The 25189-nt window shown below is 65.0% G+C and carries 25 protein-coding genes; 11 read left to right on the top strand and 14 right to left on the bottom strand.

From position 1 onward, the window contains the following. Nucleotides 1–2 precede the first annotated feature (2 nt). Nucleotides 3–518, top strand: a complete 516-nt coding sequence (locus tag EWH12_RS10260; protein WP_129926503.1) for a GNAT family N-acetyltransferase — start codon at nucleotides 3–5, stop codon at nucleotides 516–518. Here EWH12_RS10260 and EWH12_RS10255 read toward each other — a convergent pair. Both EWH12_RS10255 and EWH12_RS10250 read right to left on the bottom strand, forming a co-directional pair. Further along, nucleotides 511–1794, bottom strand: a complete 1284-nt coding sequence (locus EWH12_RS10255) for an MFS transporter (protein ID WP_129926502.1) — start codon at nucleotides 1792–1794, stop codon at nucleotides 511–513. The genes EWH12_RS10260 and EWH12_RS10255 overlap by 8 nt on opposite strands. A gap of 122 nt (nucleotides 1795–1916) precedes the next feature. Then, on the bottom strand, nucleotides 1917–2714 hold the full coding sequence (locus tag EWH12_RS10250; protein ID WP_129926501.1) for a TrmH family RNA methyltransferase: 798 nt from the start codon (nucleotides 2712–2714) through the stop codon (nucleotides 1917–1919). A 130-nt stretch (nucleotides 2715–2844) separates the two neighbouring features. Between EWH12_RS10250 and EWH12_RS10245 the strand changes: the two genes are divergently transcribed. Continuing rightward, nucleotides 2845–3957 carry an AI-2E family transporter gene (locus tag EWH12_RS10245; protein ID WP_066604923.1) on the top strand — a complete coding sequence of 371 codons (1113 nt, stop codon included), beginning with the start codon at nucleotides 2845–2847 and terminating at the stop codon, nucleotides 3955–3957. A gap of 341 nt (nucleotides 3958–4298) precedes the next feature. Here the strand turns inward: EWH12_RS10245 and EWH12_RS10240 are convergent, their stop codons facing one another. The 6 genes from EWH12_RS10240 to EWH12_RS10215 form a co-directional block, all read right to left on the bottom strand. Next, complete coding sequence (locus EWH12_RS10240; protein ID WP_066600539.1) at nucleotides 4299–4571, bottom strand: HPr family phosphocarrier protein; 273 nt, start codon at nucleotides 4569–4571, stop codon at nucleotides 4299–4301. Then, nucleotides 4568–4972: a PTS sugar transporter subunit IIA gene (locus tag EWH12_RS10235; protein WP_066600542.1), complete on the bottom strand. Its 405-nt coding sequence runs from the start codon at nucleotides 4970–4972 to the stop codon at nucleotides 4568–4570. Before EWH12_RS10235 ends, EWH12_RS10240 begins: the two co-directional genes overlap by 4 nt. Before the next feature lie 22 nt (nucleotides 4973–4994). After that, nucleotides 4995–5927, bottom strand: a complete 933-nt coding sequence (rapZ, locus tag EWH12_RS10230) for an RNase adapter RapZ (protein ID WP_129926500.1) — start codon at nucleotides 5925–5927, stop codon at nucleotides 4995–4997. Then, a complete protein-coding gene (locus tag EWH12_RS10225) occupies nucleotides 5924–6361 on the bottom strand; it encodes an HPr kinase/phosphorylase (protein ID WP_066600547.1) in 438 nt (145 codons plus the stop codon). Before EWH12_RS10225 ends, rapZ begins: the two co-directional genes overlap by 4 nt. A 65-nt stretch (nucleotides 6362–6426) precedes the next feature. Next, complete coding sequence (locus tag EWH12_RS10220) at nucleotides 6427–8028, bottom strand: sensor histidine kinase (RefSeq protein ID WP_129926499.1); 1602 nt, start codon at nucleotides 8026–8028, stop codon at nucleotides 6427–6429. Continuing rightward, complete coding sequence (locus EWH12_RS10215; RefSeq protein ID WP_066600551.1) at nucleotides 7997–8701, bottom strand: response regulator transcription factor; 705 nt, start codon at nucleotides 8699–8701, stop codon at nucleotides 7997–7999. Before EWH12_RS10215 ends, EWH12_RS10220 begins: the two co-directional genes overlap by 32 nt. A 275-nt stretch (nucleotides 8702–8976) precedes the next feature. Here EWH12_RS10215 and EWH12_RS10210 point away from each other — a divergent pair, with 275 nt between their 5' ends. From EWH12_RS10210 to EWH12_RS10200, 3 genes are all read left to right on the top strand, one after another. Continuing rightward, on the top strand, nucleotides 8977–10578 hold the full coding sequence (locus EWH12_RS10210) for a phosphoenolpyruvate carboxykinase (RefSeq protein WP_129926498.1): 1602 nt from the start codon (nucleotides 8977–8979) through the stop codon (nucleotides 10576–10578). 115 nt (nucleotides 10579–10693) lie between these two features. Continuing rightward, nucleotides 10694–11005, top strand: a complete 312-nt coding sequence (locus EWH12_RS10205; protein WP_066600552.1) for a hypothetical protein — start codon at nucleotides 10694–10696, stop codon at nucleotides 11003–11005. Nucleotides 11006–11188: 183 nt separating this feature from the next. Continuing rightward, complete coding sequence (locus EWH12_RS10200; protein ID WP_066600555.1) at nucleotides 11189–12007, top strand: ferredoxin--NADP reductase; 819 nt, start codon at nucleotides 11189–11191, stop codon at nucleotides 12005–12007. Between the two features lie 64 nt (nucleotides 12008–12071). Here EWH12_RS10200 and EWH12_RS10195 read toward each other — a convergent pair whose 3' ends face one another. The 3 genes from EWH12_RS10195 to EWH12_RS10185 all read right to left on the bottom strand — a co-directional run bounded on the left by EWH12_RS10195 (nucleotide 12072) and on the right by EWH12_RS10185 (nucleotide 15768). Then, nucleotides 12072–13946, bottom strand: coding sequence for a DUF885 domain-containing protein (locus EWH12_RS10195; protein WP_129926497.1), 1875 nt, complete (start codon nucleotides 13944–13946; stop codon nucleotides 12072–12074). A 252-nt stretch (nucleotides 13947–14198) separates the two neighbouring features. Continuing rightward, complete coding sequence (locus EWH12_RS10190) at nucleotides 14199–14645, bottom strand: NfeD family protein (protein ID WP_129926496.1); 447 nt, start codon at nucleotides 14643–14645, stop codon at nucleotides 14199–14201. A 148-nt stretch (nucleotides 14646–14793) separates the two neighbouring features. Then, the gene (locus EWH12_RS10185; RefSeq protein WP_066604938.1) at nucleotides 14794–15768 is read right to left on the bottom strand and encodes an SPFH domain-containing protein; all 975 of its coding nucleotides are present in this window, start codon (nucleotides 15766–15768) and stop codon (nucleotides 14794–14796) included. Nucleotides 15769–15854: 86 nt separating this feature from the next. On the opposite strand from EWH12_RS10185, the gene EWH12_RS10180 reads away from it, so the two are divergent. The 3 genes from EWH12_RS10180 to EWH12_RS10170 all read left to right on the top strand — a co-directional run bounded on the left by EWH12_RS10180 (nucleotide 15855) and on the right by EWH12_RS10170 (nucleotide 19474). Further along, nucleotides 15855–16670, top strand: a complete 816-nt coding sequence (locus EWH12_RS10180; protein ID WP_129926495.1) for an HpcH/HpaI aldolase/citrate lyase family protein — start codon at nucleotides 15855–15857, stop codon at nucleotides 16668–16670. A gap of 82 nt (nucleotides 16671–16752) precedes the next feature. Continuing rightward, nucleotides 16753–18510, top strand: a complete 1758-nt coding sequence (locus EWH12_RS10175; protein WP_242496009.1) for a TonB-dependent receptor — start codon at nucleotides 16753–16755, stop codon at nucleotides 18508–18510. 154 nt (nucleotides 18511–18664) lie between these two features. After that, a complete protein-coding gene (locus tag EWH12_RS10170; RefSeq protein ID WP_165363600.1) occupies nucleotides 18665–19474 on the top strand; it encodes a DUF1206 domain-containing protein in 810 nt (269 codons plus the stop codon). Here EWH12_RS10170 and EWH12_RS10165 read toward each other — a convergent pair. Both EWH12_RS10165 and ubiG read right to left on the bottom strand, forming a co-directional pair. Then, nucleotides 19471–20241: a hypothetical protein gene (locus EWH12_RS10165; protein WP_129926493.1), complete on the bottom strand. Its 771-nt coding sequence runs from the start codon at nucleotides 20239–20241 to the stop codon at nucleotides 19471–19473. The two genes, EWH12_RS10170 and EWH12_RS10165, sit on opposite strands and share 4 nt — an antisense overlap. 25 nt (nucleotides 20242–20266) lie before the next feature. Beyond that, nucleotides 20267–21001 carry a bifunctional 2-polyprenyl-6-hydroxyphenol methylase/3-demethylubiquinol 3-O-methyltransferase UbiG gene (ubiG, locus tag EWH12_RS10160; RefSeq protein WP_129926492.1) on the bottom strand — a complete coding sequence of 245 codons (735 nt, stop codon included), beginning with the start codon at nucleotides 20999–21001 and terminating at the stop codon, nucleotides 20267–20269. Between the two features lie 279 nt (nucleotides 21002–21280). On the opposite strand from ubiG, the gene EWH12_RS10155 reads away from it, so the two are divergent. The 3 genes from EWH12_RS10155 (at nucleotide 21281) to EWH12_RS10145 (ending at nucleotide 24668) form a co-directional block, all read left to right on the top strand. After that, nucleotides 21281–22546: an aspartate kinase gene (locus EWH12_RS10155; protein ID WP_066600577.1), complete on the top strand. Its 1266-nt coding sequence runs from the start codon at nucleotides 21281–21283 to the stop codon at nucleotides 22544–22546. 134 nt (nucleotides 22547–22680) lie between these two features. After that, nucleotides 22681–23694, top strand: a complete 1014-nt coding sequence (locus EWH12_RS10150; RefSeq protein ID WP_129926491.1) for an NAD(P)H-dependent flavin oxidoreductase — start codon at nucleotides 22681–22683, stop codon at nucleotides 23692–23694. An 86-nt stretch (nucleotides 23695–23780) separates the two neighbouring features. Further along, a complete protein-coding gene (locus tag EWH12_RS10145; RefSeq protein ID WP_066600582.1) occupies nucleotides 23781–24668 on the top strand; it encodes a hypothetical protein in 888 nt (295 codons plus the stop codon). A gap of 36 nt (nucleotides 24669–24704) precedes the next feature. Here the strand turns inward: EWH12_RS10145 and EWH12_RS10140 are convergent, their stop codons facing one another. After that, nucleotides 24705–25139: a winged helix-turn-helix transcriptional regulator gene (locus tag EWH12_RS10140; RefSeq protein ID WP_129926490.1), complete on the bottom strand. Its 435-nt coding sequence runs from the start codon at nucleotides 25137–25139 to the stop codon at nucleotides 24705–24707. Between the last annotated feature and the right edge of the window lie 50 nt (nucleotides 25140–25189).

Below are 25189 nucleotides of genomic sequence, written 5' to 3'. Positions count from 1 at the left end.
ATATGCCGCTGACCCATCGCCTTGCCACCATGGCCGACGAGCCGCGCCTGTCGGCGCTGATGACCCGCGCCATCGAAGATTTGCAATCCGCCTGGCTGACCCCCGGCCAGGTCGCGGCCAGCCACGCCTTCATGGGGCTGGACAGCCGGCTGATCGCGGACGGCACCTATTTCGTCATCGAGGATGCGGGCGCCATCGCCGGATGCGGCGGGTGGAGCCGTCGGGCGACACCCTATGGCGGCAATCATAGCGCGGGGCGGGACGACCGGCTGCTTGACCCGGCGACCGAGCCGGCAAAAGTGCGGGCGATGTACACCCACCCCGATCATGTGCGCAAAGGCGTGGGCACGCTGATCCTGTCGCTGTGCGAGGCGGCGGCGAAGGGGGAGGGCTTTGCCGCGCTGGAACTGACCGGCACGATGGCCGGGGTGCCGCTCTACCGCAGTTTCGGGTTCGAGGGGGTGCGGCCGTTCGAGGATAGCGGCGTGCCGATGCTGCTGATGCGCAAGCCTATCTGATCGCGGACGTCCGGCTGGTGAACCAGAGACCGACGAGGCTGAGGAGCGCGGCCGCCGACATGTAGAGGCCGACCCAAGCGACGCCCTGTGCGCCGATCAGCCAAGTGGCGACGATCGGGGCGAGCGCGCCGCCGACAATGCCGCCCAGGTTGAAGGCAAAGGACGCGCCGGTATAGCGTAGCTGGATCGGGAAGAGGGCCGGCAGATATGCCCCCAGCGGGCCGTAGATGAAGCCCATGACGAACAGCGCCAGGCTGAGCGCCACGAAGATCGGCAGCAGCGCGCCGGTGCCGATCAGCGGGCCGAAGACGAGGCCCATCGCCACCGTGCCCGCGCAGCCCCAGGCCAGTGCGGTTGTGGGGCTGGTGCGATCGGCCCACCAGCCGGCGATGACGATGCTGATCGCCATGAACAGGATCGCGCCTAACTGGATGGCGAGGAAGCTGCTGCGGTCGATCCTGAGCGCGGTGGTGCCGTAGCCGAGCGCGAAGGCGGTCGCGATATAGTAGACGGCGAAACAGGCGGCGCAGGCGAAGGTGCCGGCGATCGCCGCGCCGAGGTGCGAGGAGAGGAGGGTCGCCAGCGGCACGGCGGGCGGTGGGGTTTCCTTTTGCGCGGCGGCGAACTCCGGGGTTTCGGTCAGCTTGAGGCGGACCCAGAGGCCGAGAATCACGAGCACCGCGCTGCCCAGGAAGGGCAGGCGCCAGCCCCAGGCGAAGAAGTCTTCGTCGGTCAGGAAGGCGCCCAGGATCAGGAACAGGCCGTTGGCGGCGATGAAGCCGACCGGGGCGCCCAGTTGCGGGAACATGCCGAAGCGCGCGCGCCAGCCCGGCGGGGCGTTCTCCACCGCCAGCAGCGCCGCGCCGCCCCATTCGCCGCCGAGGCCAAAGCCCTGGCCGAAGCGCAACAGACACAGGATCAGCGGCGCCCAGTAACCGATCATCTGATAGGTGGGCAGGAAGCCGATGAGCAGGGTGCAACCGCCCATCAGCATTAGCGAGGCGACCAAAGTGGCCTTGCGCCCGATGCGGTCGCCAAAATGGCCGAACACCGCGGCGCCGACGGGCCGGGCGAAGAAGGCGAGGGCGAGGCTGCCATAGGACGCCATCAACTGCGCCGAGGGCGAGGAGGAGGGGAAGAAGAGCGAGGGGAAGATCAGGCTGGCGGCGGTGGCGTAGATGTAGAAGTCGTAAAATTCGACCGCCGTGCCGATCAGGCTGGCCGACAGCACCCGTTTGTGCCGCCACATTTCCCCGATGCCGCTTGTGTTGGTCATGCCCGTTCGCCCCCTGTCGCTTCTTTTCTTTGTCATTCCCGCGCAGGCGGGAATCCACCTCCTGCGCTGTCCTTGCCGCAAGGCCGGAGATGGGTTCCCGCCTGCGCGGGACCGACGATCCTCTAGTTTTTTCGCTTCTGGTTCAACAATTCATAGGCCATGACGGCGGTGGCGACGGCGGCGTTCAGGCTGTCCGCCTTGCCCAGCATCGGCATCTTGACCAGTATGTCGCATTCCGCCTCATAGCTTTCCGGCAGGCCCTGCGCTTCGTTGCCGACCAGCAGGAAGCTGGGGCTTTGATAGGTTGGTTCCTGATAGTCCTGCGTCGCCTTCAGGCTGGTGCCGATCAGTTCGCCCGGTCCCTGCCGCAGCCAGTGCATGAATTCGCCCCAGCGCGCCTGGGTGATCGACTGGGTGAAGAGCGCCCCCATGGAGGCGCGCACCGATTCGACCGAGAAGGGATCGACGCAATCGTCGATCAGGATCAGGCCCCCCGCGCCGACCGCGTCGCCCGTGCGCAATATCGTGCCGAGATTGCCGGGATCGCGCAGCGACTGGGCGACGATCCAGATGTCCGCCTTGGTACGGTCCAGCCTGTCGAGCGGGGTAAGCCGGTCGCGATAGACGCCGACCACCGCCTGTGCATTGTCCTTGCCGCTGATCTTGGACAGGATGTCGGGCGTGGTTTCGATGACGTCGCCGCCGGTCGCGTCCATCGCGTCGATCAGGTCCAGCGCCAGGGGATGGGTGGAGCCGGCGTGGAACAGCATTTCGGGGAGCACGCCTTCCTCGCGCGCTTCGGTCAGGATGCGCAGCCCTTCGGCCAGGAACAGTCCCTCGGCCTTGCGATGCTTTTTTTCCCGCAAGCTGCGGACGCGCTTCACCAGCGGGTTGGAAAATCCGGTGATCTCGCGTGCCACGTCTGTCGCTGGTCCCAAATGAGCGGAAGGAAGCGGCTTCCTTAGCCATGGAAAGGTGAAAAGGACAGGGGGAAGCCGATGCGCATCTTCCACGATGGATTTGAATCGCGAATTTTGCGAAGGGTCGCCGATGGACGCCAAAACACCCCCGCCACCCGTCACGCCTGCCCCGGTGCCGCCGCTGCATGTCTCGCCCCGCATCGAGGACGGATTTTTCCTGGGCGTCGTGCTGGTCGTGTCCATCGCGTTCGCGCTGGTGATCGAGCCTTTCTTCGCCGCCGTGCTGTGGGGCGTGATCGCCGCGATCCTGTTCGCGCCGCTCAACCGGCAGATATTGTCGGCCATTCCCACGCATCGCAATGGCGCGGCGCTCATCACCCTGTTCCTGATCCTGGGGGTGGTGATCGTCCCGGCCTTCGTGCTGGGTGCGGCGCTGTTGCAGGAAGGGGCCTATTTCTATGCCAAGATCCAGTCGGGCGAGATTAATTTCGTGCGGCTGTTCGGGCAGGTGCTGGCGGCGCTGCCCGATTGGGCGACGCCCTATTTGCGGCGATTGGGCCTGACCAATTTCTATGCGGCGCAGGATATGGTGACCAAGGGCGTGACCAGCAGTTTCCGCACGCTGGCGGCGCAGGCGTTCCAGATCGGGCAGAGCGCGTTCAGCTTCTTCGTGGCGCTGGGCGTCATGTTGTACCTGACCTATTTCCTGCTGCGCGACGGGGAATTGCTGTCGCAACGCATCGCGGCGGCGGCGCCGCTGCGCGCCAGCCAGCGCCAGGCGCTGATCGATCAGTTCGTGGTCGTCATCCGCGCCACGATCAAGGGCAGCATTGTCGTCGCCATCGTGCAGGGCTTGATCGGGGGCATCGTCTTTTGGGCGCTCGACATAGAGGGCGCGTTGCTGTGGGGCGTGCTGATGGGCGCGCTGTCTTTGTTGCCCGCGGTCGGCACAGCGATCGTCTGGGTGCCGGTGGCGATCTATCTGTTTGCGACAGGGGCGATCTGGCAGGGGGGCGTGCTGGTGGCGTGCGGCGCATTGGTGATCGGGTCGGTCGACAATGTGCTGCGCCCGATCCTGGTGGGGCGCGAGACGCGGATTCCCGACTATGTCGTACTGATATCGACGCTGGGCGGGCTGGAGATGTTCGGCTTCAACGGCATCGTCATCGGCCCGGTGATCGCGGCCCTGTTCATCGCGACCTGGGATATCTTCACGCGGATGCGGAGCGCGGCGGAGGGGTGACCATTGCGCGTCACGGCGAAGTTCACACCGTTGTCGGGTTAATCGGGCGATAGTGCCGGTAAAACCACGGTAACGTAAGGCTGGGGCCATGGCGACGATGCTGTTGCGTAACGGATGGGTCACGCGGACGCGCCAGTGACGCGACGCCCGCGCGACGGGCGCTGGGGCAGCGCGCGGCGGGGCTGGCCCATCTTTCAGGATAGATCAGATAAAATCCTACATCGGAAGGAGTTTGGCAGGGGCGGCTTTGGCGTGAGGGTTGCAGGCTCGCTGCGCTCGCCACCCATCCTGTAAAGGGAGGAGGATGACAGGAAATCACCCCATCCCCAACAACCGCAGCCTCACTCTTCCCCGAACTTGTCCTCGACCAAGCCGACCAGCTTGCCCAGCGAATCGGCGGCTTCGGGTCCGGTGGCCTTGATCGTGATATGATCGCCCATCGCGGCGCCCAGCATCATCAGGCCCATGATCGACGTGCCGGTGACATGGTTGCCGTCCTTGCTCACCAGGATGTCGGCGGGCAGGCCGCTGGCCAGGGTCACGAATTTGGCGCTGGCGCGGGCGTGGAGGCCGCGCTTGTTGCTGATACGGACTAACTGGCTGACTTCATTCATGTGGTGCTGCCCAACAGTTCCGACGCGACGCTGATATATTTCTGCCCGGCTTCGCGCGCGGCGGCCACCGCGGCGCGCACGTCCATCACCTTCCGCGCGCTTTCCAGGCGGATGAGCATGGGCAGGTTGATGCCCGCGATCACCTCGATCTCGCCGGCTTTCAGCAGCGAGATGGCGAGGTTGGAGGGGGTGCCGCCGAACAGGTCGGTCAGCAGGATCACGCCCGATCCGTCCTGCACGCGGGCGACCGCCGTCGCGATGTCGGCGCGGCGCAGTTCCATGTCGTCTTCCGGCCCGATGCAGATCGTTTCGATCTGCTGCTGGGGGCCGACAACATGTTCCATGGCTACGACAAATTCGGTCGCCAGCGACCCATGGGTGACGAGTACGAGTCCAATCATGTGCTTCTGCGGCCCACCTGCTTCATGATATTGCTTTCGGGCCTCCCGGACGGCGCTTCTCCAGACTATCCTGGGGCGTCGATTCAATATTGCGGTGCAAGACCGTGGGCGAAAAGCCCGCATCTTGCAAGTAGTTCGCGACACGTTCCGCCACATGGACGGAGCGGTGCTTGCCCCCGGTGCAGCCGAAGGCCACGGTGATATAGGCCTTTCCGCCTTCCGAATAGCGCGGCAGCAGGGTGGCGAGCAGGTCCTCGATCTTGCCGACCGCTTCCTCATAGGCGGGATCGGCCTGGATATAGGCGGCGACGTCCGGGTCTTGCCCGGTCTTGGGCCGCAGGTCGGCGTCCCAGTGCGGATTGCGCAGGAAGCGCATGTCGAACATCAGGTCGGCATTGCGGGGCACGCCGCGCGAAAAGCCGAAGGAGAGAATGGTCAGGACCGGGTCCGACAGCCGTTCGCGCGAGAAGCGGCTGCGAATTTCCTGCTGTAGCGAGTTGCTGGTGAAGCCGGTGGTGTCGATCACCTGGGTCGCCCAGCGGCGCAGCGGTTCGGTCAGTTCGCGTTCGCGGGCGATGCCGTCGGCGGCCGGGCGATCGAGCGCGAGGGGATGGCGACGGCGGGTTTCAGCGAAACGGCGTTCCAGTTCGGTGCCGGAGCAGTCGAGGAACAGGGTTTCGATGTCATGGCCATGGCGTTCGCGCATCGCCTTGATCCGCTGGACGATGGCGTTGGCGTCGAAATCGCGGGTGCGGGCATCGATGCCCAGCGCCAGCGGCCGCTCGTCCGCGCCAGCATGGCCCGCGGGCAGGGGGGTGTCGAGCAGCCGGTCGAGCAGGACGAGGGGGAGGTTGTCGACGACTTCCCAGCCCATATCCTCCAGCGTCTTGAGCGCAGTGGTCTTGCCCGCGCCCGACAGACCGGAGAGCAGGAGAATGGTCTTGGGCGGGGTCATGGCGCAAATCCGAGGGATTTCAACGCGAGTTCGACCTTGATCGGGGCGGAGGCTTCGAACGGGGCGATCTTGATGACGGGCACGTCAATGCCCGCGACGGCGCGAAACAGCGGCTCCAGAGGCATACGGTCCACAATGTCGAACAGATCGGCGAGCAGGGCCACCGGCGCATCCTGCGCCACGGGCAGGGCGATAATGCCGAGGCCGCGCACTTCCATCTTGCCCCGGATCGTGTCGGGGGCGGTGGCGACCAGTCGGCCGTCGATGCGTTTGACCAGCGTATAGTCGTCGCTGACGAGGATGCCGCCACGGTCGATCAGGCGCAGGCCGAGGTCGGACTTGCCGCTGCCGCTGGGGCCGCACAGCAGCACGACACGGCCAGCAATGGCCACGCTCGTTGCGTGGAGCGTCTCTGATGAAAGTGCGCGCGCCATATCCCCGACACCCCTCTTAACCTGTGTTGGTCGTGATGGAAATGCCGCTGGGACGGCCTTTCGTCCTATTCCGAAACGATGCCCGGATCGCGCTCCACCGCCATAGGCAGGCGCAGGATGAAACGGGCGCCGCTTTGCGCGTCTTCCCGGTCGCCGATGCCGATCTTGCCCTGATGCCCTTCGATGATCGAGCGGGCGATGGCGAGGCCCAGGCCCGAATGTTTGCCAAACGCTTCTCCTTCCGGGCGGACGCTGTGGAAGCGGCGGAAGATATGCTCGCGTTCGGATGGCGGGACGCCTGGCCCTTCATCCTCGACGCTGACCAGCACTTCATGGTCGGCGACGGTGGCGATGATCTGGACGAGGCCGCCGTCGGGGGAGAAGGAGATGGCGTTGTCGATCAGATTGTCGAGCACGCGGATCAGCCGCCCTTCCTCGCCCAGCACCACCGCGACATCCTTGCGCGGGCGAGCGAAGGCGAGGCGGACGCCGCGCGGCACGCCGCGCGCTTCGCGCGCGATCACCATCCGTTCGATGAGGAGACCAAGGTCGATCGGCTCGAATCGGGTGCGGGACAGTTCAGCATCGACGCGCGAGGCTTCGGCGATGTCGGTGACGAGACGGTCGAGGCGGCGGACATCGTCCTGAGCGATGGCCATCAACTGGTCGCGCAGGTCGGGCCGCTCCGCCCCGACCCGGTCGAGCGCGTCGAGGGCGGAGCGCAGCGAGGCGATCGGGTTTTTGAGTTCATGACTGACATCGGCGGCGAAGGCGTCGGTCGCGTCGATCCGCTGGCGCAGCGCATGGCTCATGTCGGACAGGGCGCGGGCGAGCATCCCGATCTCGTCGCGCCGTTCGGGCAGGCGCGGCACGGTCACTTCGCGCGCCCGGCCGAGGCGGACACGGACGGCGGCGCGGGCGAGGCGCTGGAGCGGGCGGACGATGGTGCGCGCCAGGAACAGCGAGAGCAGCACCGAGGCGAGCGCCGCTACGGCCAGCACCATGCCCAGGCGCAGCCGTTCGGCGCGCACGATGCGGGTGATGTCGCGAGCGTTTTCGGTCGCCAACAACGCCGTGCCGTCGCGCACCTGCGTCGCGGCCGAAATCATGAAGGTGCGGTCGGGGGCGTAGCGGTTCATCGCCTGCGGCTGGCCGGTCTTGCGGGCCAGCAGCAGTTCGGGCCAGGCCTCGGCGCGGTCGACCGTAGGCTCGATGAAGTCGGGCGGCCGATCGGCCGACACGATCCGGTCCACCGCCTTGTCGAGGAAACGGGCGACATGGCGCTGCCATTCCTCTTCGGACGGCAAGCGCAGGCGGTAGCGCGGCGCATCCATGGCGAAGCTGTCGGCGATCAGGCAGCCGCCGGCCGCATAGCGGCGCACCCGGTCGCCGGTCTGGCGCGAATAGGCGGCGATCAGCGCATCGTGCCGGTCGGCAGGCGCATTTTCGAGGCCGATAGCGAGCAGCTTCAATTCGCGCGCGGACTGTTCCAGCCGGGCGTCGACGATGCGCGTGCGATAACTGTCGAGATAGAAGAAGCCCCCCGCCAGCAGCGCCAGCGCGAAGACGTTGACGGCCAGGATGCGCGGGGTGAGGCTGATCCGGCCAGACCAGCGCAACCCGGCATCGCCGCCTTCATTCCTCCGAGAAACGATATCCGGCGCCATAGAGGGTGTCGATTGCATTGAAGTCGGAATCCACCTCGCGGAATTTGCGCCGCAGCCGCTTGATATGGCTGTCGATCGTGCGGTCGTCGACATAGACGTCGTCCTGATAGGCGGCGTCCATCAACTGGTTGCGGTTCTTGACCACGCCGGGCCGCTGCGCAAGGGTTTCCAGGATCAGAAATTCGGTGACCGTCAGGGTGACGTCCTGGCCGTTCCATTTCACCCGGTGGCGCGCCGGGTCCATTTCCAGCCGGCCGCGGATGATCGGGTCGGCGACCGGCTGGTCGGGGGCGTCGGGGATCTTGCTGACCTCGGCGCGGCGCAGGATGGCGCGGATGCGCGCCAGCAGCAGGCGCTGGGAAAAGGGCTTGGCGATATAATCGTCGGCGCCCATGGCGAGGCCCAGCGCTTCGTCCAGCTCATCCGCCTTGGACGTCAGAAAGATGACCGGCATCTGGCTCTTTTCGCGCAGGCGGCGGAGCAGTTCCAGCCCGTCCATGCGCGGCATCTTGATATCGAAGACGGCGAGGTCGGCCGGGTTGTCCAGCAGCGCCTTGAGCGCGCTTTCGGGATCGGAATAGATGCGCGTCAGAAAACCTTCGGTCTGCAGCGCGATCGACACCGATGTCAGGATATTCTTGTCGTCATCCACCAGGGCGATGGTTGCGGTCATGCGGTGTCCCATGGTCGTGAAAGGGGGATGGAAGGAGCGTTAGACCATGGCGGCCGGGCTCGCAAGGAAGGCGGGCGGCGGTTCCACTGACAGAGGTGATGAAATTCGGGACATATCGCTGCGCACGGGGATTTGACGCTTTCGGCGCAAAGCCCTATGCCTTTGATTGTCAGCAGCAAGGGACGCCGTGCGATATAAGCGGCGCCCAAGGGGCGGATCGGTCGCGAACAAGACGAATGACGCGATACGAGCACAACATATTCAGGAGCAAAGGCGTGCAGGCCAAATCCTCAATCACCCTGGCCGACCAGGGCATCAAGACCAATGCCACCCAGTTCTGGAATCTGGGCACGGCGCCGCTGGTCGAAGCGGCGGTTCGTAATGGCGAGGGCATATTGTCCAAGGACGGCCCGCTGGTCGTCAAGACCGGCAAGCATACCGGCCGCAGCGCCAAGGACAAGTTCATCGTCCGGGACGCCGAAACCGAATCGACCGTCTGGTGGGGCGACACCAATCGCGGCATGACGCCCGACCATTTCGCCGCGCTCAAAGAAGATTTCTTCAAGGCGCTGGGCGAGAAGAACACGCTCTATGTCGCTGACCTGTTCGGCGGGTCGCAGCCCGAACATCGCGTCAATGTGCGCGTCATCAACGAGCGCGCCTGGCACAATTTATTTATCCGCACCCTGCTCGTGCGTCCCGGCGCAGAGGAACTGAGCAGCTTTGCGCCCGAATATACGATCATCGACCTGCCGACCTTCAAGGCCGATCCGGCCCGCCATGGTTGCCGCAGCGAAACCGTGGTCGCGGTCAATTTCACCGAGAAGCTGATCCTGATCGGCGGCACCGCCTATGCCGGCGAGATGAAGAAGTCGGTCTTCGGCATCCTCAACTATCTGCTGCCGACCAAGGGCGTGATGCCGATGCATTGTTCCGCCAACATCGGCGCGAACGGCGACACGGCGGTCTTCTTCGGCCTGTCCGGCACCGGCAAGACGACGCTGTCGGCCGACGCCAGCCGCACGCTGATCGGCGATGACGAGCATGGCTGGTCGGACACGGCGGTCTTCAATTTCGAGGGCGGCTGCTATGCCAAGATGATCAACCTGTCGGCCGAAGCCGAGCCTGAGATCTTCGCCACGACCAAGCGGTTCGGCACGGTGCTGGAAAATGTTGTGATCGACGAGGAGACTCGCGAGATCGACCTGGACGACAACAGCCTGGCCGAGAATAGCCGCGGTTCCTATCCGATCGATTTCATCCCGAACACGTCGGAGAAGAATCTGGGTCCGGTGCCCAAGAATATCATCTTCCTGACCGCCGACGCTTATGGCGTTCTGCCGCCGATCGCCCGGCTGACCCCAGAACAGGCGATGTATCACTTCCTGTCTGGCTATACCGCGCGCGTCGCGGGGACAGAAATTGGCGTGACCGAGCCGACCGCGACCTTCTCGACCTGCTTCGGCGCGCCGTTCATGCCGCGTCATCCATCCGTCTATGGCAATCTGCTGAAAGAGCGGATCAACAAGGGCGGCGTCACCTGCTGGCTGGTCAATACCGGTTGGGCGGGCGGCAAGGCGACCATGCCGGGGATCAAGCGGATGCCGATCAAGGTGACGCGCGCGCTGCTGAACGCGGCGCTCGACGGCAGCCTGAACCAGGCCGAATTCCGCACCGATCCAAATTTCGGCTTCGACGTGCCGGTGGCGGTCAATGGCGTGGAGCCGACCATCCTCGACCCGCGCGCGATGTGGGCGGACAAGGGAGCCTATGACGCGACCGCCGCGACGCTAGTGAAGGCGTTCGTGGACAATTTCGCCCAATTCGTGGACCATGTCGATGACGGCGTGCGCGACGCGGCGCTGGTCGCCGCCTGATCCACGACGACAGACTGCGCAAAGAGCCGGGGGAGCGATCCTCCGGCTCTTTTGCTTTGGGTTAAGGGCGCAAGCTGCTATTCTGCACGCCAACCTTCATGCGGGAGTTGCGGGCATGTTCGAGAATCTGATTGGCAAAATGGGCGGGCTGGAAGCCATTGCGGCGCAGATCGGCGTCACGCCTGAGCAGATGCAGGGCCTGATGAGCGAGATCAGCGCCAAGATCGGGTCGGGCGAAACCAGCGTGTCGGCGCTGGCCGAAACCGCGGCCGAACACGGCGTATCGGCGGACAAGTTGCAGGAATTGCTCGGCACGTTCGGCGGGCCGGAAGCGATATTGGGCAAGCTGGGCGGCTTTTTCGACAAGGATGGCGACGGCAATCCGATGAACGAACTGGGCGGCATCGCCAAGGGCCTGTTTGGCTGACCAGGCGGCTGGGGGTGTCTGCGAAAACGCGCGCCCTGCCGGTAGCAGGTTTATGCTCCCCAAGTTTTTTTGGCCTTGCCTTCGCACGGTGGACGGGCCATTCGCGGGCTTCAATATTATTGCGAGCGATCCGCAAGAAACATCGCCCAACTGCGGTGCTTTGCGTAGTGCAAGGATAGACTGTTGACCGACGAGACGATCGAAAAGCCGGTTTTGGAACCCACCGGCGCGCTTTCCGTGGAAACCGTGCTGTCTGTGAAGCACTGGAACGAGCATCTGTTCAGCTTCCGTATCACGCGGCCTGCAAGCTTCCGTTTCCGGTCGGGCGAGTTCATCATGATCGGCCTGAAGGGCGACAATGGCAAGCCGCTGCTGCGCGCCTATTCGATCGCCAGCCCCGCCTGGGACGAAGAGATCGAGTTCCTGTCGATCAAGGTGCAGGACGGGCCGCTGACCAGCAAGCTCCAGAAGATCGAGCCGGGCGACCAGATATACCTCGGTCGCAAGCCGACCGGGACTTTGGTGACCGACGCGCTGTTGCCGGGCAAGCGGTTGTTCATGCTGTCGACCGGCACGGGCCTCGCCCCGTTCCTGAGCCTGCCGCGCGACCCGGACGTGTATGAATTTTACGAGCAGGTCGTGGTGGTCCATTCGGTGCGCCGGGTGAGCGACCTGGCCTTCCGCGACGAGATGGAAGGCAAATGGTCGGAAGACCCGCTGGTATCGGAGCAGGCGCCTAACCAGTTCCATTATGTGCCGACCGTGACCCGCGAGCCGTTCGACGGCCATACCGCGCGGATCGACAAGCTGGTCGAGAGCGGCGCGCTGTTCGAGGGGATTCCGGGGGCGGCGAAGTTCGATCCCGAAACCGACCGGATCATGATGTGCGGCAGCATGGAGATGATCAAGCAGTTCGGGGCTTATTTCGAGGAACAGGGCTTTACCGAAGGCTCCAATGCGGCGCCGGGGCAGTTCGTGATCGAGCGGGCGTTCGTCGGGTAAAGGCTGACGCAGCGATAATAGGGAAGGGCCGGGGGAGTGATCCTCCGGCCCTTTTTCATATGGGTTATAGCGTTGCGTGTTTCCGCGCGGGAACATGTAGCGAGGCTGTTGATTGCGCCCTCCTCCGTTCCGCCACCCAGACGTCGATGCTCTGGCCCAGCACGGTCATTGGGACGCCGCCGCTCTTGACCACGGCGTCGTTGAACAGGCGGAAGTCGAACCTGTCGCCCAGCGCCTGTTGCGCTTGTGCCCGCAGGCGGACGATTTCGCCATGGCCGACCTTGTAGCCGCAGGCCTGGCCCGGCCAGGCGCAGTAGCGGTCGACTTCGCCCTGAACATCCTCGACCGTCGAGCCGTTGGTGGTGGCGAACCAGTGAATCGCCTTGTCGCGGGTCCAGCGCATGGCGTGGAGGCCGGTGTCCACCACGAGGCGGCAGCAGCGATAAGCGATCGACTGGAGATAGCCCAGCCGCCCGGCGATATCGCCATCATAGGCGCCCAGTTCGTCGCCCAGTTGCTCGGCATAGAGCGCCCAGCCTTCGCTATAGGCGTTGAAGGCGAGGAGCGAGCGGATCAAGGGCAGCTTATACGTATATTCGCCCTGCCAGATATGGCCTGGTATCCCCTCATGATAGCAAAGCGTCGGCAGCGAATAACGAGGCCAGATGCTGGTGTCGCGCAGGTTGATATAATAGTTGCCGGGCACCGAGCCGTCGATCGACCCGGCCCCGGCATAGGCGCCGGGCGCGCCCGCTTCGATTTCCACCGGCACGCGCTTGACGATCAGTTTTGCGGGCACCAGCGTCGCGAAGGCGCGGGGCAGGCGAGTGCGGATGTCGGCGAGGCGGCCGTCGATGAAGGACAGGATCTGCGCCCGGCCGGCGTCGTCGTTGGGGAAGAGATAGCGCGGGTCTTTGCCCATCGCGGTCATGCGTTCGCCCACCGTGCCCTTGGTCATGCCGAGCTTGCCGAGCAGCCCGTCCATTTCGGACTGGAGCGCGGCGAGCTGGTCGAGGCCGAGCCTATGGACCTCGTCGGGCGCCATGGTCGTGGTGGTCCCGGCCTTGAGCGCCCAAGCATAATAGCCATCCCCCTGCGGCAGTTTCCACACGCCCGCGTCCATCGTCGCGGTGGCGCGCTGGCGGGTGAGTTCGGCAACCTGGGCGGCGAGGGCGGGGGCGACCTGGTCATGGACGATGGCCTGCGCCTTCGCGGCATAATCGCCGGGCATGTCCTTCGTGCGGCGGGCGAGCGAGGCGACCGGCACCCACTGGTCGAGGGGGAGGGTCTGCACCGCCTTCATCTGGCCCAGCGTCTTGTCGAGCAGGAAGGCGGGAGCGGTGACGCCGATGCCCGCGTCGTGCCGTAGCCGATCGGTTTCGCCAGTCAGGTTCGCGGCATAGGCGGTGAGGCGGGCAAGATAGGCGTCGGCGTCCGCCCTGTCCTTGACGACATGGTTGCTGTCGAGGAAATCGGGGGTCTCCACGAAACTGCCGGTATTCTGGGCGACCGCATAGGGGCTGTTGCGGTAGGACCAGTTGCTGTTCATGATCGCCATGTCGCCGAAGGGGAAGGCGAAGCCTTCCGCCGCGGTGTTGTGGGCGGTGCGGACCACCTCCACATCGATGCGGGTCGCGGGCGAGAGCGGCGCGAGATCGATGCCGCGCAGCCGGGCGAGGCGGTCCTTTACATGCGCGGCGATCTGCGCCTGGCCGGCGGGCGTCTTGTTGCCGAGGCGGCTTTTGAGCGGGGCGCGTGCGCCGGTGTCGATGCCCAGGCCGCTGGCGGTTTCCGGGGCATCGGCCAGCATCGCTTCGGCCATGTCGGCGAGCAGCGCCTGCGCGGCGGCGTCCGGGCCGGTGGCGGCGCGGGCGGGGAGGGCGGTCAGGCTGAGGGCGGACGCGCCGGCGGCCAGGAAATCGCGGCGATTGGTGCGCATGGAATGTGGGTCTCCGGTAGATCGTTGCGGTCAGCTTGGCATATTTTCGCTGGGCATATGGCAGTTTATTTGCGGCCTTCGTGGCGCGTGCGAAAAGCCTGCGAAGTTCACACCATTCTGGCCGACGCCTTTTTGCGGGTCACGAACCGGCGGCGTCGATGTCGCAAATAGGCGCCGGAAAGAGCGCCTGAACCTGAACGAACGACCGCCTCCGGGGAATGGAAATGGGACGTCGGATGGCGGCAAATCCGCCTAAACCCCCTCCACCCGTAGCATCGTCCCGTCCGCGCCCACGATCCGCACCCTGGCGCCAGCGTCCGCATCCGCGCCGGTGGCGGTCCAGACGCTGTCGCCGACCCTGACCCGGCCTTCGCCGCCGACGATCGGCTCCACGACGGTCACGGTCTGGCCGATCAGGCGGGCGGTGCGGTCGTTGAGGAGGGGATCGGTGGAGGCGACCGGATTGTCGACATACCAGCGGCGGCCGGCATAGACCGCTGCGATGCTGAGCGCTGCGAACAGCAGGAACTGGAGCGGGAGCGCGATCGGCAGCGCGAGCGCGACGAGGCCGGTGATGGCGGCGGCGATCGCGATCCAGATCAGGAAGACGCCGGGGATCATCACCTCCGCAATGCCCAGCAGGGCCGCGAAAACCAGCCAGCCCCAATGATCCTGGAGCAGGGAGAGAGTGGCAGTCATGGGTGGATGGTCCGATTACGCGTTGGGGAGGTTGGTTTGAAGGACGTCGCAGCGATGTGGAGAAGGAAGGGAAGGGGCTTCGACAGGCGCGGGACGAACGGCCGGGGGTTTGTAACCGTCCAGCGTGATGTGGCTGTCACCATGCCCATCACCCCTGGCTCTGGCCGAAGGGGCCGCGGCGGGGCGGTGCCGGCGGGGTGGGCGCGGGGGTGCCGTCGGCGCCCAGCGCTTCCTTCGCCAGCGCGCCGATGCCGCCCAGCGTACCGATCAGCTGGGTCGCTTCGACCGGGAAGAGAATGGTCTTGGCATTGGGGCTGGTCGCGAACTGGCTGACCGCCTCGGTATATTTTTGCGCGATGAAATAGTTGAGCGCCTGCGGATTGCCGGCGGAAATGGCGTCAGAGACCATCTGCGTCGCCTTGGCTTCGGCCTCCGCCTCGCGCTCGCGGGCTTCGGCGTCGCGGAAGGCGGCTTCGCGGCGACCTTCGGCTTGTAATATCTGGCCCTGCTTTTCGCCCTCGGCGCGCAGGATTTCGGCGGCGCGGGCGCCTTCAGCATCCAGGATGTTGGCGCGCTTCTCGCGCTCCGCCTTCATCTGGCGGCCCATGGCGTTGACGATGTCGGCGGGCGGGCGAATGTCCTTCAGCTCGACGCGGGTGATCTTGATCCCCCAGGCGTTGGTGGCGTGATCGACCACGGACAGCAGGCGGGCGTTGATCTCGTCGCGCTTGGAGAGGGTTTCGTCGAGGTCCATCGAGCCCATGACGGTGCGCAGGTTGGTGGTCGCGAGCTGCATGATCGCGACATAGAGTTCGGACACTTCATAGGCGGCCTTGGCGGCGTCGAGCACCTGGAAGAAGACCACGCCGTCGACCGACACCATGGCGTTGTCCTTGGTGATGATCTCCTGCCCCGGAATGTCGACCACCTGCTCCATCATGTTGATGCGGCGACCCACGGCGTAGAAGAAGGCGGGGTAGAAATTGAGGCCGGGCTTGGCGACTTCGGTGAACCGGCCAAAGCGTTCGATCGTATATTGATAGCCCTGCCGCACCACCTTCACGCTGACCGCGAGGTAGAAGAGGACGAGGCCCGTGAGCGTCAGTGCGAAGGTCGTCAGCATATCCATGTCTCTCCCCCGGATGTGGGCTTGGATTATGCGCCCTAATCGTTAACGGGGAAAGGCAAACCGCTACCCAGGAGAATATCATGTTGCTGCGTCACGCCCGTTCGCTGCTGTTCCTGCCCGCGTCCAACGCGCGCGCCATCGCCAAGGCGCGGACATTGCCGTGCGACATGGTCATATTGGACCTGGAAGATGCGGTGGCGGACGACGCCAAGGAAGAGGCGCGGGCCGGCGCGATCGCGGCGCTGGGCGAGGGTTTTGGCGGGCGGATCGGCGCGGTGCGGATCAATGTCGCGGGGACGCCTTGGCACGGGGCGGAGATGGTGGCGGTCAAGGCGTCGGCCGCGGACTATGTCGTGCTGCCCAAGGTGGAGGCGGGGCGGCAGGTGAAAGACGTGTATAGCGTGTGCGGCAAGCCGGTGATCGCGATGATCGAAAGCGCGCGCGGCGTGCTGGCGGCGGTGGAGATCGCCGCGGCGGAGGGCTGCGCCGGGCTGTTCATGGGCAATAACGACCTGCGCCGCGACCTGGGCATACCGGCGGGCGTGGGGCGCGAGGGGCTGAGCCATGCGATGCAGGCGGTGGTGCTGGCGGCGCGGGCGGCGGGCATCGCGGTGTTCGATGGGGTGTATAACCGGCTGGACGATCTGGGCGCGCTGGAGGCGGAATGTGTGGCCGGCCATGCGCTGGGCTTCGATGGCAAGACGCTGATCCACCCCAGCCAGGTGCCGGTGGCGAACCAGGTGTTCGGGCCGGACGCGCAGGCGGTGGCGGACGCGCGGCGGCTCATCGAGGCGGCGACCGGCGGGGCGGAACGCTATGAGGGGCGGATGATCGAGGCGATGCATGTCGAGGAAGCGCGCGCGGTGGTGGCGCGGGCTGAGGCGGTGGGGCAATAGGCCCATGCCGTAGCGGAAGGAGCGGCGACCTGCCGTTTTCCGCAGTCAGATTTTCGCGGGACTGGCCGCGGATGGCGCGCTGGTGTCGCGCGATAATTTCGACATGGGCGTGCGCGGCGAGAAAAATGAGCGCGAGACGATGCGTTTCGTAGGCGGGTTCGAGGGGGAAATTTCCGACCATGCCCGATATGAATTGTCCTACACGTTCGGCCAGACCAAGTCGAAGGTGCTGCTGACCGACTATCGCATCGGGGATCGTTACTGGGCGGCGATCGACGCGGTGCGTGACCCGGCCACCGGACAGATCGTCTGCCGGTCCGACCTGGACCCCACGGCCAACATCAATCCCGACAATTATGACGCGCCGGCCACGACCTTCACGCCGGGCGCGGGCAGCGGTTGCCGTCCGCTCAACCTGCTGGGCAACGGGTCGCCCAGTCAGGCGGCGCTCGACTGGGTCAATGCCGACATATTGAACCGCGCCAAAATCCAGCAGCATGTCGTGTCAGGTTCGATCTCTGGCGATTTCGGCCAGTTCTTCGAATTGCCTGGCGGTCCCATCGGCTTCGCCATCGGCGGCGAATATCGCAAGGAGAAGAGCAGCTTCGTGCCCGACGACCTGTTGCAGCAGGGCGCGTTGGCGGACTTTTCGCTGCAATTGCCCGAAAAGGGCAGCTTTGACGTGAAGGAAATTTTTGGCGAATTGTCGGTGCCGGTGCTCAAGGAAGTGCCCTTCGCCTATAATCTGAGCTTTGGCGCGGCGATCCGGCTGTCGGATTATTCGACCATCGGCAAGACCACGACCTGGAAGGTGGACGGCACCTATGCGCCGATCCCCGACATCACCTTCCGCGGCACTTGGTCCGAAGCGGTGCGCGCGCCCAACATCACCGAACTGTTCGCGCCGCGCAACGGCGGGTTCGATTTCATCGGTGATCCATGCGACCCGGTCTATATCGGCGAGGGCACGCAATATCGCGTCGCCAATTGCCAGGCGACGCTGGCGGCCGCGGGCCTGACGCCGGAACAGATTGCTGCGTTCAACCCGGAAAACGATCCGACCGCGACTGTCAGCCTGCCGGGCTTTTCCGGCGGCAACCGCAATCTGAAGGAAGAAACGGCGCGGACGTGGACGGCGGGCGTGGTGCTGCGCCCCAGCTTCATTCCGGGCCTGCTGGCGTCGTTCGACTGGTATGACATCAAGCTGAAAAATGCCGTCAACACCGCCACAGCGGAAGAAGTGGCGGAACTGTGCGTCGATCAGCCGACGCTGGACAATGTGTTCTGCCAGAATATCGGCCGCGACACGACGACTGGCTATATCAATAGCTGGTACGTCCAGCCGCAGAATGTGGCCAATTTCCGAACGTCGGGTGCGGACTTCAAGCTGAATTACGGCTTCAACACCGCCAAGACGGGGTCGTTTGCGATCACGCTGGTCGGTGGTTACCTCAACAAGCTGGAATTCATCCCGACGCCGGGCGCAAGCGTCGATGTGGACCGCGAGGAAGCCTATTATCCCAAGTGGAACGCGACCGGGGACATCACCTGGAAGATGGACAAGCTGACGATCAACTATGGCGTGAGCTGGTTCAGCAAGACGCGGCGATACGAGTTGGAGCAGACCAACGCCAACCCGGATATCGCCGAGAGCAAATATCTAAAATACAAGGAAAAGTGGCAGCACGACCTGTATGTCGCCTATGATGTGGACGAACGGTTCCGCTTCTATGTCGGCGCGAACAACCTGTTCGACCAGCAGCCGTCGATCGCGTCGTCCAACTATCCGATCAGCTATGTCGGCCGGTACATGTATGCGGGCGCCAAGATCACGATGTAATTGGTTGGTGTCCGATCACGCGGGAGGAGGGGCGGTTTTCCGCCCCTTTTCTTTTTGGAGAGGCGGGTGAGCCGCGCCTATTTTCCGCTCGCGCTTGCCTTTGATGGGAACGGACGTCCTGCCGGCGCATTGGCCGTGCGACAGGGAGTATGGCATGACCTATGACGACAGGATGACCCTTTTGGCGCGGATCGGTTTTGCCGCGCGGGGGCTTGTCTATATCCTGATCGGCTGGTTCGCGCTCGACGTCGCGGTCAATGGCGGGCAGTTGAAGGATAATCAGGGCGCGCTCGGCACGCTGGCCAGTGCGCCGTTGGGGCATGTGCTGCTGGCGATCTGCGCGATCGGATTCGTCGGCTATGCGATCTGGCGGCTGACGGAGGGGATCACCGACCCGGAAAATCGCAGCCGCGACATTAAGGGGCGGTTTGCGCGCGCGGGATATGCGGTCAGCGGGATCACCCATCTGGCGCTGGCGACGGCGGCGGCGCGTCTGGCCCTTCGCCAGACACCGGCGCAAGGCGGCAGTCCGGGCGACGAGAGTGCGCAAAGCTGGTCGGCCTGGCTGCTGGCGCAGCCGGGCGGGACGTTGATGTTGATAATGGTCGGCATCGGCTTTTTCGCGGTGGCCGCCGCTCAGGCGGTCAAGGCCTATAAGGCAAGGTTCGACGAATTGGACGCCCAGGTTCCGGCCCCGCGCTATGTGCGGTGGGTGGGGCGGTGCGGCTATGCGGCGCGTGCCTTGATTTTCGCCATCATCGGCTGGTTTCTCATCATGGCGGCGACAAACCATGACGCCGACCGCGCCGGTGGCCTGGGCGAGGCGCTCCAACAGTTGCGGTCGCAGTCGGAAGGCGCGGCAATCCTGGGCATCGTTGCGTTCGGGCTGGCTTTGTTCGGCATGTTCAGCCTGATCGAAGCGCGCTATCGCCGGATCAGGGTCAAGAAGCCGGGTTTTCTTTAGGCAATGGCGGCCCACCGACCTCCGGCCTCCTTGCGGACCAGGGTGAGCGAGCGCGGGTTGATTTCCGGTGATTCCTGGCCGAGGTCGAAATGCCAGACATGGCCCTGGCGGATGCGCCAGTAGAGTTGCGACCCCTGGTCCAGGCCGAGCGGGCCGCAGGCGGTGCGGATTTCGTCCTGCCGCATAGCGGCGGCTTCGGCGGCCGGGATATCGACCACCAGCGCGTCGGCGGGCCAGCCGGGGATGTCCGCCTTGCGCACATGGCAACCATGGTCGTCGGCCTGATCGGTGATCGCGGCGCGGGTGAGCGCCAGGATCGTGGATTGGGGATCGTGGTGGTCGGCCGGGGCGAAGGCGACCAGCGTGGCGCCCTTCGCCTGATCGCCGCCCATGGGCGAAAGCGCGTAGACGAGGCGGGCGAGCGGCCGGGCCGGCGCATAGGCGAGGGCTGTGGTTTTTCCGGCGCAGCGGGCGGCGCGATAGAGCAGCCAAATGTCGTCGGGCAGGGCGGCTTCGTTGACCGACCAGGCGCAGCCGTCCGGCAGCGAGGGATGATCGTCGGCGGGGAGCAGCGCGGCGGCGTCCGCCGGGCACAGGCCGGTGCCGGGTAGGCGGGCGGCCTTGTCCGGGCAGGCGGGGGCGCTCGTCATGCTGACGACAGGCGCGGCATTGGATGTCTGGGCGTTATTGGCTGACTGGTCGGCGGGCGGGGGCGCGCAGGCGGTCAGCGATGCGAGCAGCGCGCAGAAGAGCAGGTGTCGCATCATGGGTCTATTCTGATCGGAAGGGCGGTCAGGCCTGTCGGTGCCGCGCGGTCAGCAGATAGTTGATCGCGCTGTTGGCGGACAGGGTGAAGCCGCGGCCGGGATCGAAGCTGAGGCCGCTGCTGTCGATGACAGTCAGGCCCGCCTGTTCCAGCAGCGCGGTGAGTTCTTCGGGCGTGATGAATTTGTGCCAGTCATGCGTGCCCTTTGGGATGCCGCCTATGCTTTCGCCGATGGTGATCATGGCGAGGCGGGAGAGGGGCGTGCGGTTAGGGGTCGAGAGGATCATCAGGCCGTCGGGGGCGAGTTTGCTGGCCAGCGCGGCTATGAAGGCGGCGGGATCGGCGACATGTTCGATCACTTCCATCGAGGTGACGAGGTCGAAGCCGGTGTCGGTCATGGCTTCGACCGGGGTGGCGCGATAGTCGATGGAGAGGTGCTGGCTCGCCGCATGGGCCTGAGCGGCGGCAATATTTTCAGGGGCTGCGTCAAGCCCGGTGACGGTCGCGCCGAGGCGGGCGAGCGGTTCGGCCAGCAGGCCCGCGCCGCAGCCGACGTCGAGCGCGCGCTTGCCGGCGAGCGGGCGGAAGCCGTGCGCATCGCCCGGCCAGCGCTGGTCGATCGCGGCGCGAATATAGGCGAGGCGCACCGGGTTGAGTTTGTGCAGCATCGCGCTGGAGCCGGCAGGGTTCCACCAGTCGGCGGCCATATCACCGAAATGGGCGGCTTCCTTCGGGTCGATCGTGGCAGTGTTTTGGGTCATGATGCGCCTTGGTCTGCAATCCCCGAAAAGAAGAACAGCCCTTCGACAGGCTCAGGGCGAACGAGGAGGGGTGGTTTCGATTATCCTGTATCGGCTTTTAGCAGGCCATGGACGGGAGGCAAATGGACCTATGCCGTTGAACCGAAAAGAGCGGGCCTTTCATACGATAGCGCGAGCGGCAGGATTGCTTGCCATATGCGCCCGCGCTGCTAATAGGAGCGCCGTTTGGCCCTTTTGGGACATTTTCTTTCATAATAGTGGATAAGGTTCGACACACACATGGCGCGCATCGTGATGAAATTCGGCGGCACCTCCATGGCGGGGATGGAGCGAATTCGCAACGTGGCCGCGCGCGTCAAACATGTCGTGAGCCAGGGCCATGAAGTCGCCGTCGTGGTGTCGGCCATGGCGGGCGAAACGGACCGGCTGGTGGGTTTCTGCAAGGAAGCGTCGGCGCTGTACGATCCGGCCGAATATGATGTCGTGGTCGCCGCGGGCGAGCAGATCACCAGCGGGCTGCTGGCGATGACGCTCAAAGCCATGGACGTCGATGCGCGCAGCTGGCTGGGCTGGCAATTGCCGATCCGCACGATCGAAGCCCATGCCAAGGCGCGGGTGAGCGATATCGACACGCTGGACCTGCTGGCGTCGATGCGGTCGGGCACGGTGGCGGTGATCCCCGGTTTCCAGGGCATGATGGCCGATGGCCGGGTGTCGACGCTGGGCCGGGGCGGGTCGGACACGTCGGCCGTCGCAGTGGCCGCAGCGATCAAGGCGGATCGCTGCGACATCTATACCGACGTGGACGGCGTCTATACGACGGACCCGCGGATCGTGGCGCGCGCGCGCAAGCTGGACCTCGTCACCTATGAGGAGATGCTGGAACTGGCCTCGGTCGGGGCCAAGGTGTTGCAGACGCGCTCGGTCGGCCTCGCCATGAAAGAGGGCGTGGTGGTGCAGGTGCTGTCGTCCTTCGACGATCCCACGCAGGATGATTTGCCCGGCACGCTGATCGTCAGCGACGTGGAACTGGAAGCCAAGCTCAAGGAAGACAAGATGGAACGTCAGCTCATCACCGGCATCGCCCATGACAAGAATGAGGCGAAGATCATCGTGACGCGCGTGCCCGACAAGCCGGGCGCGGTCGCCAACATCTTCGTGCCGCTGGCCGATGCGGCGATCAACGTCGACATGATCATCCAGAATGACAGCAAGGACAATGAAGAGACGGACGTCACCTTCACCGTTCCGCGCGCCGACCTGGCCCGCAGCGTCGACATTTTGGAAGCGAACAAGGATGCGATCGGCTTTCGCCGGATCATCACCGACACCGAAGTCGCCAAGATCAGCGTCGTGGGTGTGGGGATGCGCAGCCATGCGGGCGTCGCAGCGACCATGTTCAAGACGCTGGCCGATCGCGGCATCAACATCGAGGCGATATCCACCAGCGAGATCAAGGTTTCGGTGCTGATCGACGAGGATGAGACGGAACTGGCGGTGCGTGTGTTGCACACGGCCTATGGGCTGGACGCGCCGATGGCTTGACCTTTTCTCCCCTCCCCTTCAGGGGAGGGGCCGGGGGTGGGGGATTGCCCCACATGCCGCGTCAAGTGGACAGCCCCCACCCCAACCCCTCCCCTGAAGGAGAGGGGCTTTTTGTGATTCTAGAGGCTAAGTTCATGACCCACGCAAAGCTGAACTCCCTGATGGCCCGCGGCGCCGCCTTTTTCGGGTGCGAGAGCGCTATCCTGTGCGGGGCGATGAGCTGGGTCAGCGAGCGCAACCTGGTGTCGGCGATTTCCAACGCCGGCGGGTTCGGTGTGATCGCGTGCGGCGCGATGACGCCCGAATTGCTGGACGCGGAGATTGCAGCGACCAAGGCGCTGACGGACAAACCGTTCGGCGTGAACCTGATCACCATGCATCCGATGCTGTTCGACCTGATCGATGTGTGCGCGAAGCATGAGGTCAGCCATATCGTGCTGGCCGGGGGGCTGCCGCCCAAGGGCAGCATCGAGGCGATCAAGTCGAAAGGGGCCAAACTGATCTGCTTTGCGCCGGCGCTGAGCCTGGCCAAGAAGCTGGTGCGGTCGGGCGTGGATGCGCTGGTGGTCGAAGGGATGGAGGCGGGCGGCCATATCGGTCCGGTCGCAACCAGCGTGCTGGCGCAGGAAATCCTGCCGGAAATGGCGGAGCAGGTTCCCGTGTTCGTCGCCGGTGGCATCGGCCGGGGCGAGGCGATCGCCGCCTATCTGGAAATGGGCGCGGCCGGCGTGCAGTTGGGCACGCGCTTTGCGTGCGCGACCGAGAGCATCGCGCATCCCGCTTTCAAGAAGGCGTTCTTCCGTGCGTCGGCGCGCGATGCGATCGCCAGCGTGCAGATCGATCCGCGCCTGCCGGTGATTCCGGTGCGGTCGCTGAAAAATGCCGGGATGGAGAATTTCACCGTCAAGCAGCGCGAGGTCGCCAATCTGCTCGACGAAGGCGCGGTCGACATGATGGAAGCGCAGTTGCAGATCGAACATTATTGGGCGGGCGCGCTGCGCCGCGCGGTGATCGACGGGGATGTTGAGGGCGGGTCGCTGATGGCGGGCCAATCGGTCGGCATGGTGACCAAGGAAGAACCGGTCGCGAACATCATCGCGCAACTGATGGATCAGGCCGCCGCGGCGCTGGAGCGGCGAGCCGCCTAAAGGCTTGCGGCGAACCGAGCGTTAGGCATATTTCCTCCGCACAAAATGCACGGCATGACCGGCGCACAGTCCCATCGGAGAATTTGATGTTGTCATCGCGCCGTCTTGGCCGTCTTTCGCTTGCGTCGCTGGCCGTGTTGGCGGCCTGTTCGACCCCGCCGCCACCGCCGCCGACCCCGCCGCCGCCGGTGGTGCCCACCATCCGCCCGATGCCGCCTGCGAATGCGGTCGAAGGCATGAGCATCCCGACGCAGGGTGCGGACGGCAAATATCTGACCGCCAATCGCGGCGTGACGTCGAATACCGCGTTGTGGCACCTGCGCATGGGACTGAACGTCGCGGCGCTCAATTGCGACAAATATGGGCCGACCGCGCGCAACCAGTATAATCAGTTGCTGGCGGTGCATAAGGCGGCGCTGAACGGGGCCAATGCGGCGGTCGATCGCAACTACAGCGTCGCCTATGGCAGTTCAGGCATGGCGTCGCGCGAACGGTTGAACACGGTGGTCTATAATTTCTTCGCGCTGCCGCCGGTCATCAAGAGTTTCTGCCCGGTCGCGGTGACGGTCGGGGCGAAGATGATCGCGATGCCATCGGACCAGTTGCTGGAAGCCGCGCCGGCCTTGCTGGCCGAACTGGAAAAGCCGTTCCAGGAATTTTACGCCGCCTATGCGGATTATCTGCGTCGTCTGGCCGAATGGCAGTCGCGTTTCGGTGCGACGGTGACGGTCGTCGTGTCGCCCACCCCGCTGCCGCCGCCGCCGATCCCGCCGGGGGAGGCGCCGCCCAAGGGATGGACGCCCAGTTACAAGAGCGCGCTGGAGGCGACCCCGCCGCCGCCATCGGACGGGGGCGTTGCGCCAGCTGTCGCGCCCGCCGCCTCGGTATCTGGTCCGCCGGCCGCTACACGCACTCTGCCGGACAATAGCCAGCCCAAGCTGATCGTGCAGCCGCTGCCGACCACGAGCGAGTAAGGACACGCCGCTCCGCTAGAACGACCGCGCCGTGAATCAGTCGCGCGCGTCAAAGGTGGCGCGGGCGGCTTCGACGATGTCGAGATGGCGTTCGGCCCAGACCCAGACGCCGCAAAAGGCGGCGCTGAGGCTGTTGCCGAGCGGGGTGAGCGCATAGTCGACGCGCGGCGGCACGACCGGATGGACGGTGCGGGTGAGCAGGCCGTCGCGCTCCATCTGGCGCAGCGTTTGCGTCAGCATCTTCTGGTTGATGCCATCGATCTGTCGGCCGATTGCGGAGAAGCGCAGCACGCCTTTCTCCTCCAGCAGTTCCAGCACCAGCAGCGTCCATTTGTCCGCGATGCGGCCGATCAGGTCGTTGACGAGTCGCTCCACCCGCGGGTCGAGTTCGGCGGGGGGATCGGTCGCAAGATAATGTTCGGCCTGCGCGATATCGTCGGCATGGAAGCGGGTTTGGAGCGGATTCGCCATTTCTTACCTTTGGGTGACTACAGCACTTTTTGGTGCCTACTTTCCAAAAG

Source organism: Sphingobium cupriresistens, from assembly GCF_004152865.1.
Lineage (GTDB): Bacteria > Pseudomonadota > Alphaproteobacteria > Sphingomonadales > Sphingomonadaceae > Sphingobium > Sphingobium cupriresistens.
This window is presented reverse-complemented; position numbering and strand designations above follow the sequence as displayed.

Coding starts and splice junctions, on each gene's coding strand:
- EWH12_RS10260 (WP_129926503.1), top strand. CDS start 3: ATGCCGCTGACCCATCGCCTTGCCACCATGGCCGACGAGCCGCGCCTG.
- EWH12_RS10255 (WP_129926502.1), bottom strand. CDS start 1,794: ATGACCAACACAAGCGGCATCGGGGAAATGTGGCGGCACAAACGGGTG.
- EWH12_RS10245 (WP_066604923.1), top strand. CDS start 2,845: ATGGACGCCAAAACACCCCCGCCACCCGTCACGCCTGCCCCGGTGCCG.
- EWH12_RS10240 (WP_066600539.1), bottom strand. CDS start 4,571: ATGAATGAAGTCAGCCAGTTAGTCCGTATCAGCAACAAGCGCGGCCTC.
- EWH12_RS10235 (WP_066600542.1), bottom strand. CDS start 4,972: ATGATTGGACTCGTACTCGTCACCCATGGGTCGCTGGCGACCGAATTT.
- rapZ (WP_129926500.1), bottom strand. CDS start 5,927: ATGACCCCGCCCAAGACCATTCTCCTGCTCTCCGGTCTGTCGGGCGCG.
- EWH12_RS10225 (WP_066600547.1), bottom strand. CDS start 6,361: ATGGCGCGCGCACTTTCATCAGAGACGCTCCACGCAACGAGCGTGGCC.
- EWH12_RS10220 (WP_129926499.1), bottom strand. CDS start 8,028: ATGGCGCCGGATATCGTTTCTCGGAGGAATGAAGGCGGCGATGCCGGG.
- EWH12_RS10215 (WP_066600551.1), bottom strand. CDS start 8,701: ATGACCGCAACCATCGCCCTGGTGGATGACGACAAGAATATCCTGACA.
- EWH12_RS10205 (WP_066600552.1), top strand. CDS start 10,694: ATGTTCGAGAATCTGATTGGCAAAATGGGCGGGCTGGAAGCCATTGCG.
- EWH12_RS10195 (WP_129926497.1), bottom strand. CDS start 13,946: ATGCGCACCAATCGCCGCGATTTCCTGGCCGCCGGCGCGTCCGCCCTC.
- EWH12_RS10190 (WP_129926496.1), bottom strand. CDS start 14,645: ATGACTGCCACTCTCTCCCTGCTCCAGGATCATTGGGGCTGGCTGGTT.
- EWH12_RS10185 (WP_066604938.1), bottom strand. CDS start 15,768: ATGCTGACGACCTTCGCACTGACGCTCACGGGCCTCGTCCTCTTCTAC.
- EWH12_RS10180 (WP_129926495.1), top strand. CDS start 15,855: ATGTTGCTGCGTCACGCCCGTTCGCTGCTGTTCCTGCCCGCGTCCAAC.
- EWH12_RS10170 (WP_165363600.1), top strand. CDS start 18,665: ATGACCTATGACGACAGGATGACCCTTTTGGCGCGGATCGGTTTTGCC.
- EWH12_RS10165 (WP_129926493.1), bottom strand. CDS start 20,241: ATGATGCGACACCTGCTCTTCTGCGCGCTGCTCGCATCGCTGACCGCC.
- ubiG (WP_129926492.1), bottom strand. CDS start 21,001: ATGACCCAAAACACTGCCACGATCGACCCGAAGGAAGCCGCCCATTTC.
- EWH12_RS10155 (WP_066600577.1), top strand. CDS start 21,281: ATGGCGCGCATCGTGATGAAATTCGGCGGCACCTCCATGGCGGGGATG.
- EWH12_RS10150 (WP_129926491.1), top strand. CDS start 22,681: ATGACCCACGCAAAGCTGAACTCCCTGATGGCCCGCGGCGCCGCCTTT.
- EWH12_RS10145 (WP_066600582.1), top strand. CDS start 23,781: ATGTTGTCATCGCGCCGTCTTGGCCGTCTTTCGCTTGCGTCGCTGGCC.
- EWH12_RS10140 (WP_129926490.1), bottom strand. CDS start 25,139: ATGGCGAATCCGCTCCAAACCCGCTTCCATGCCGACGATATCGCGCAG.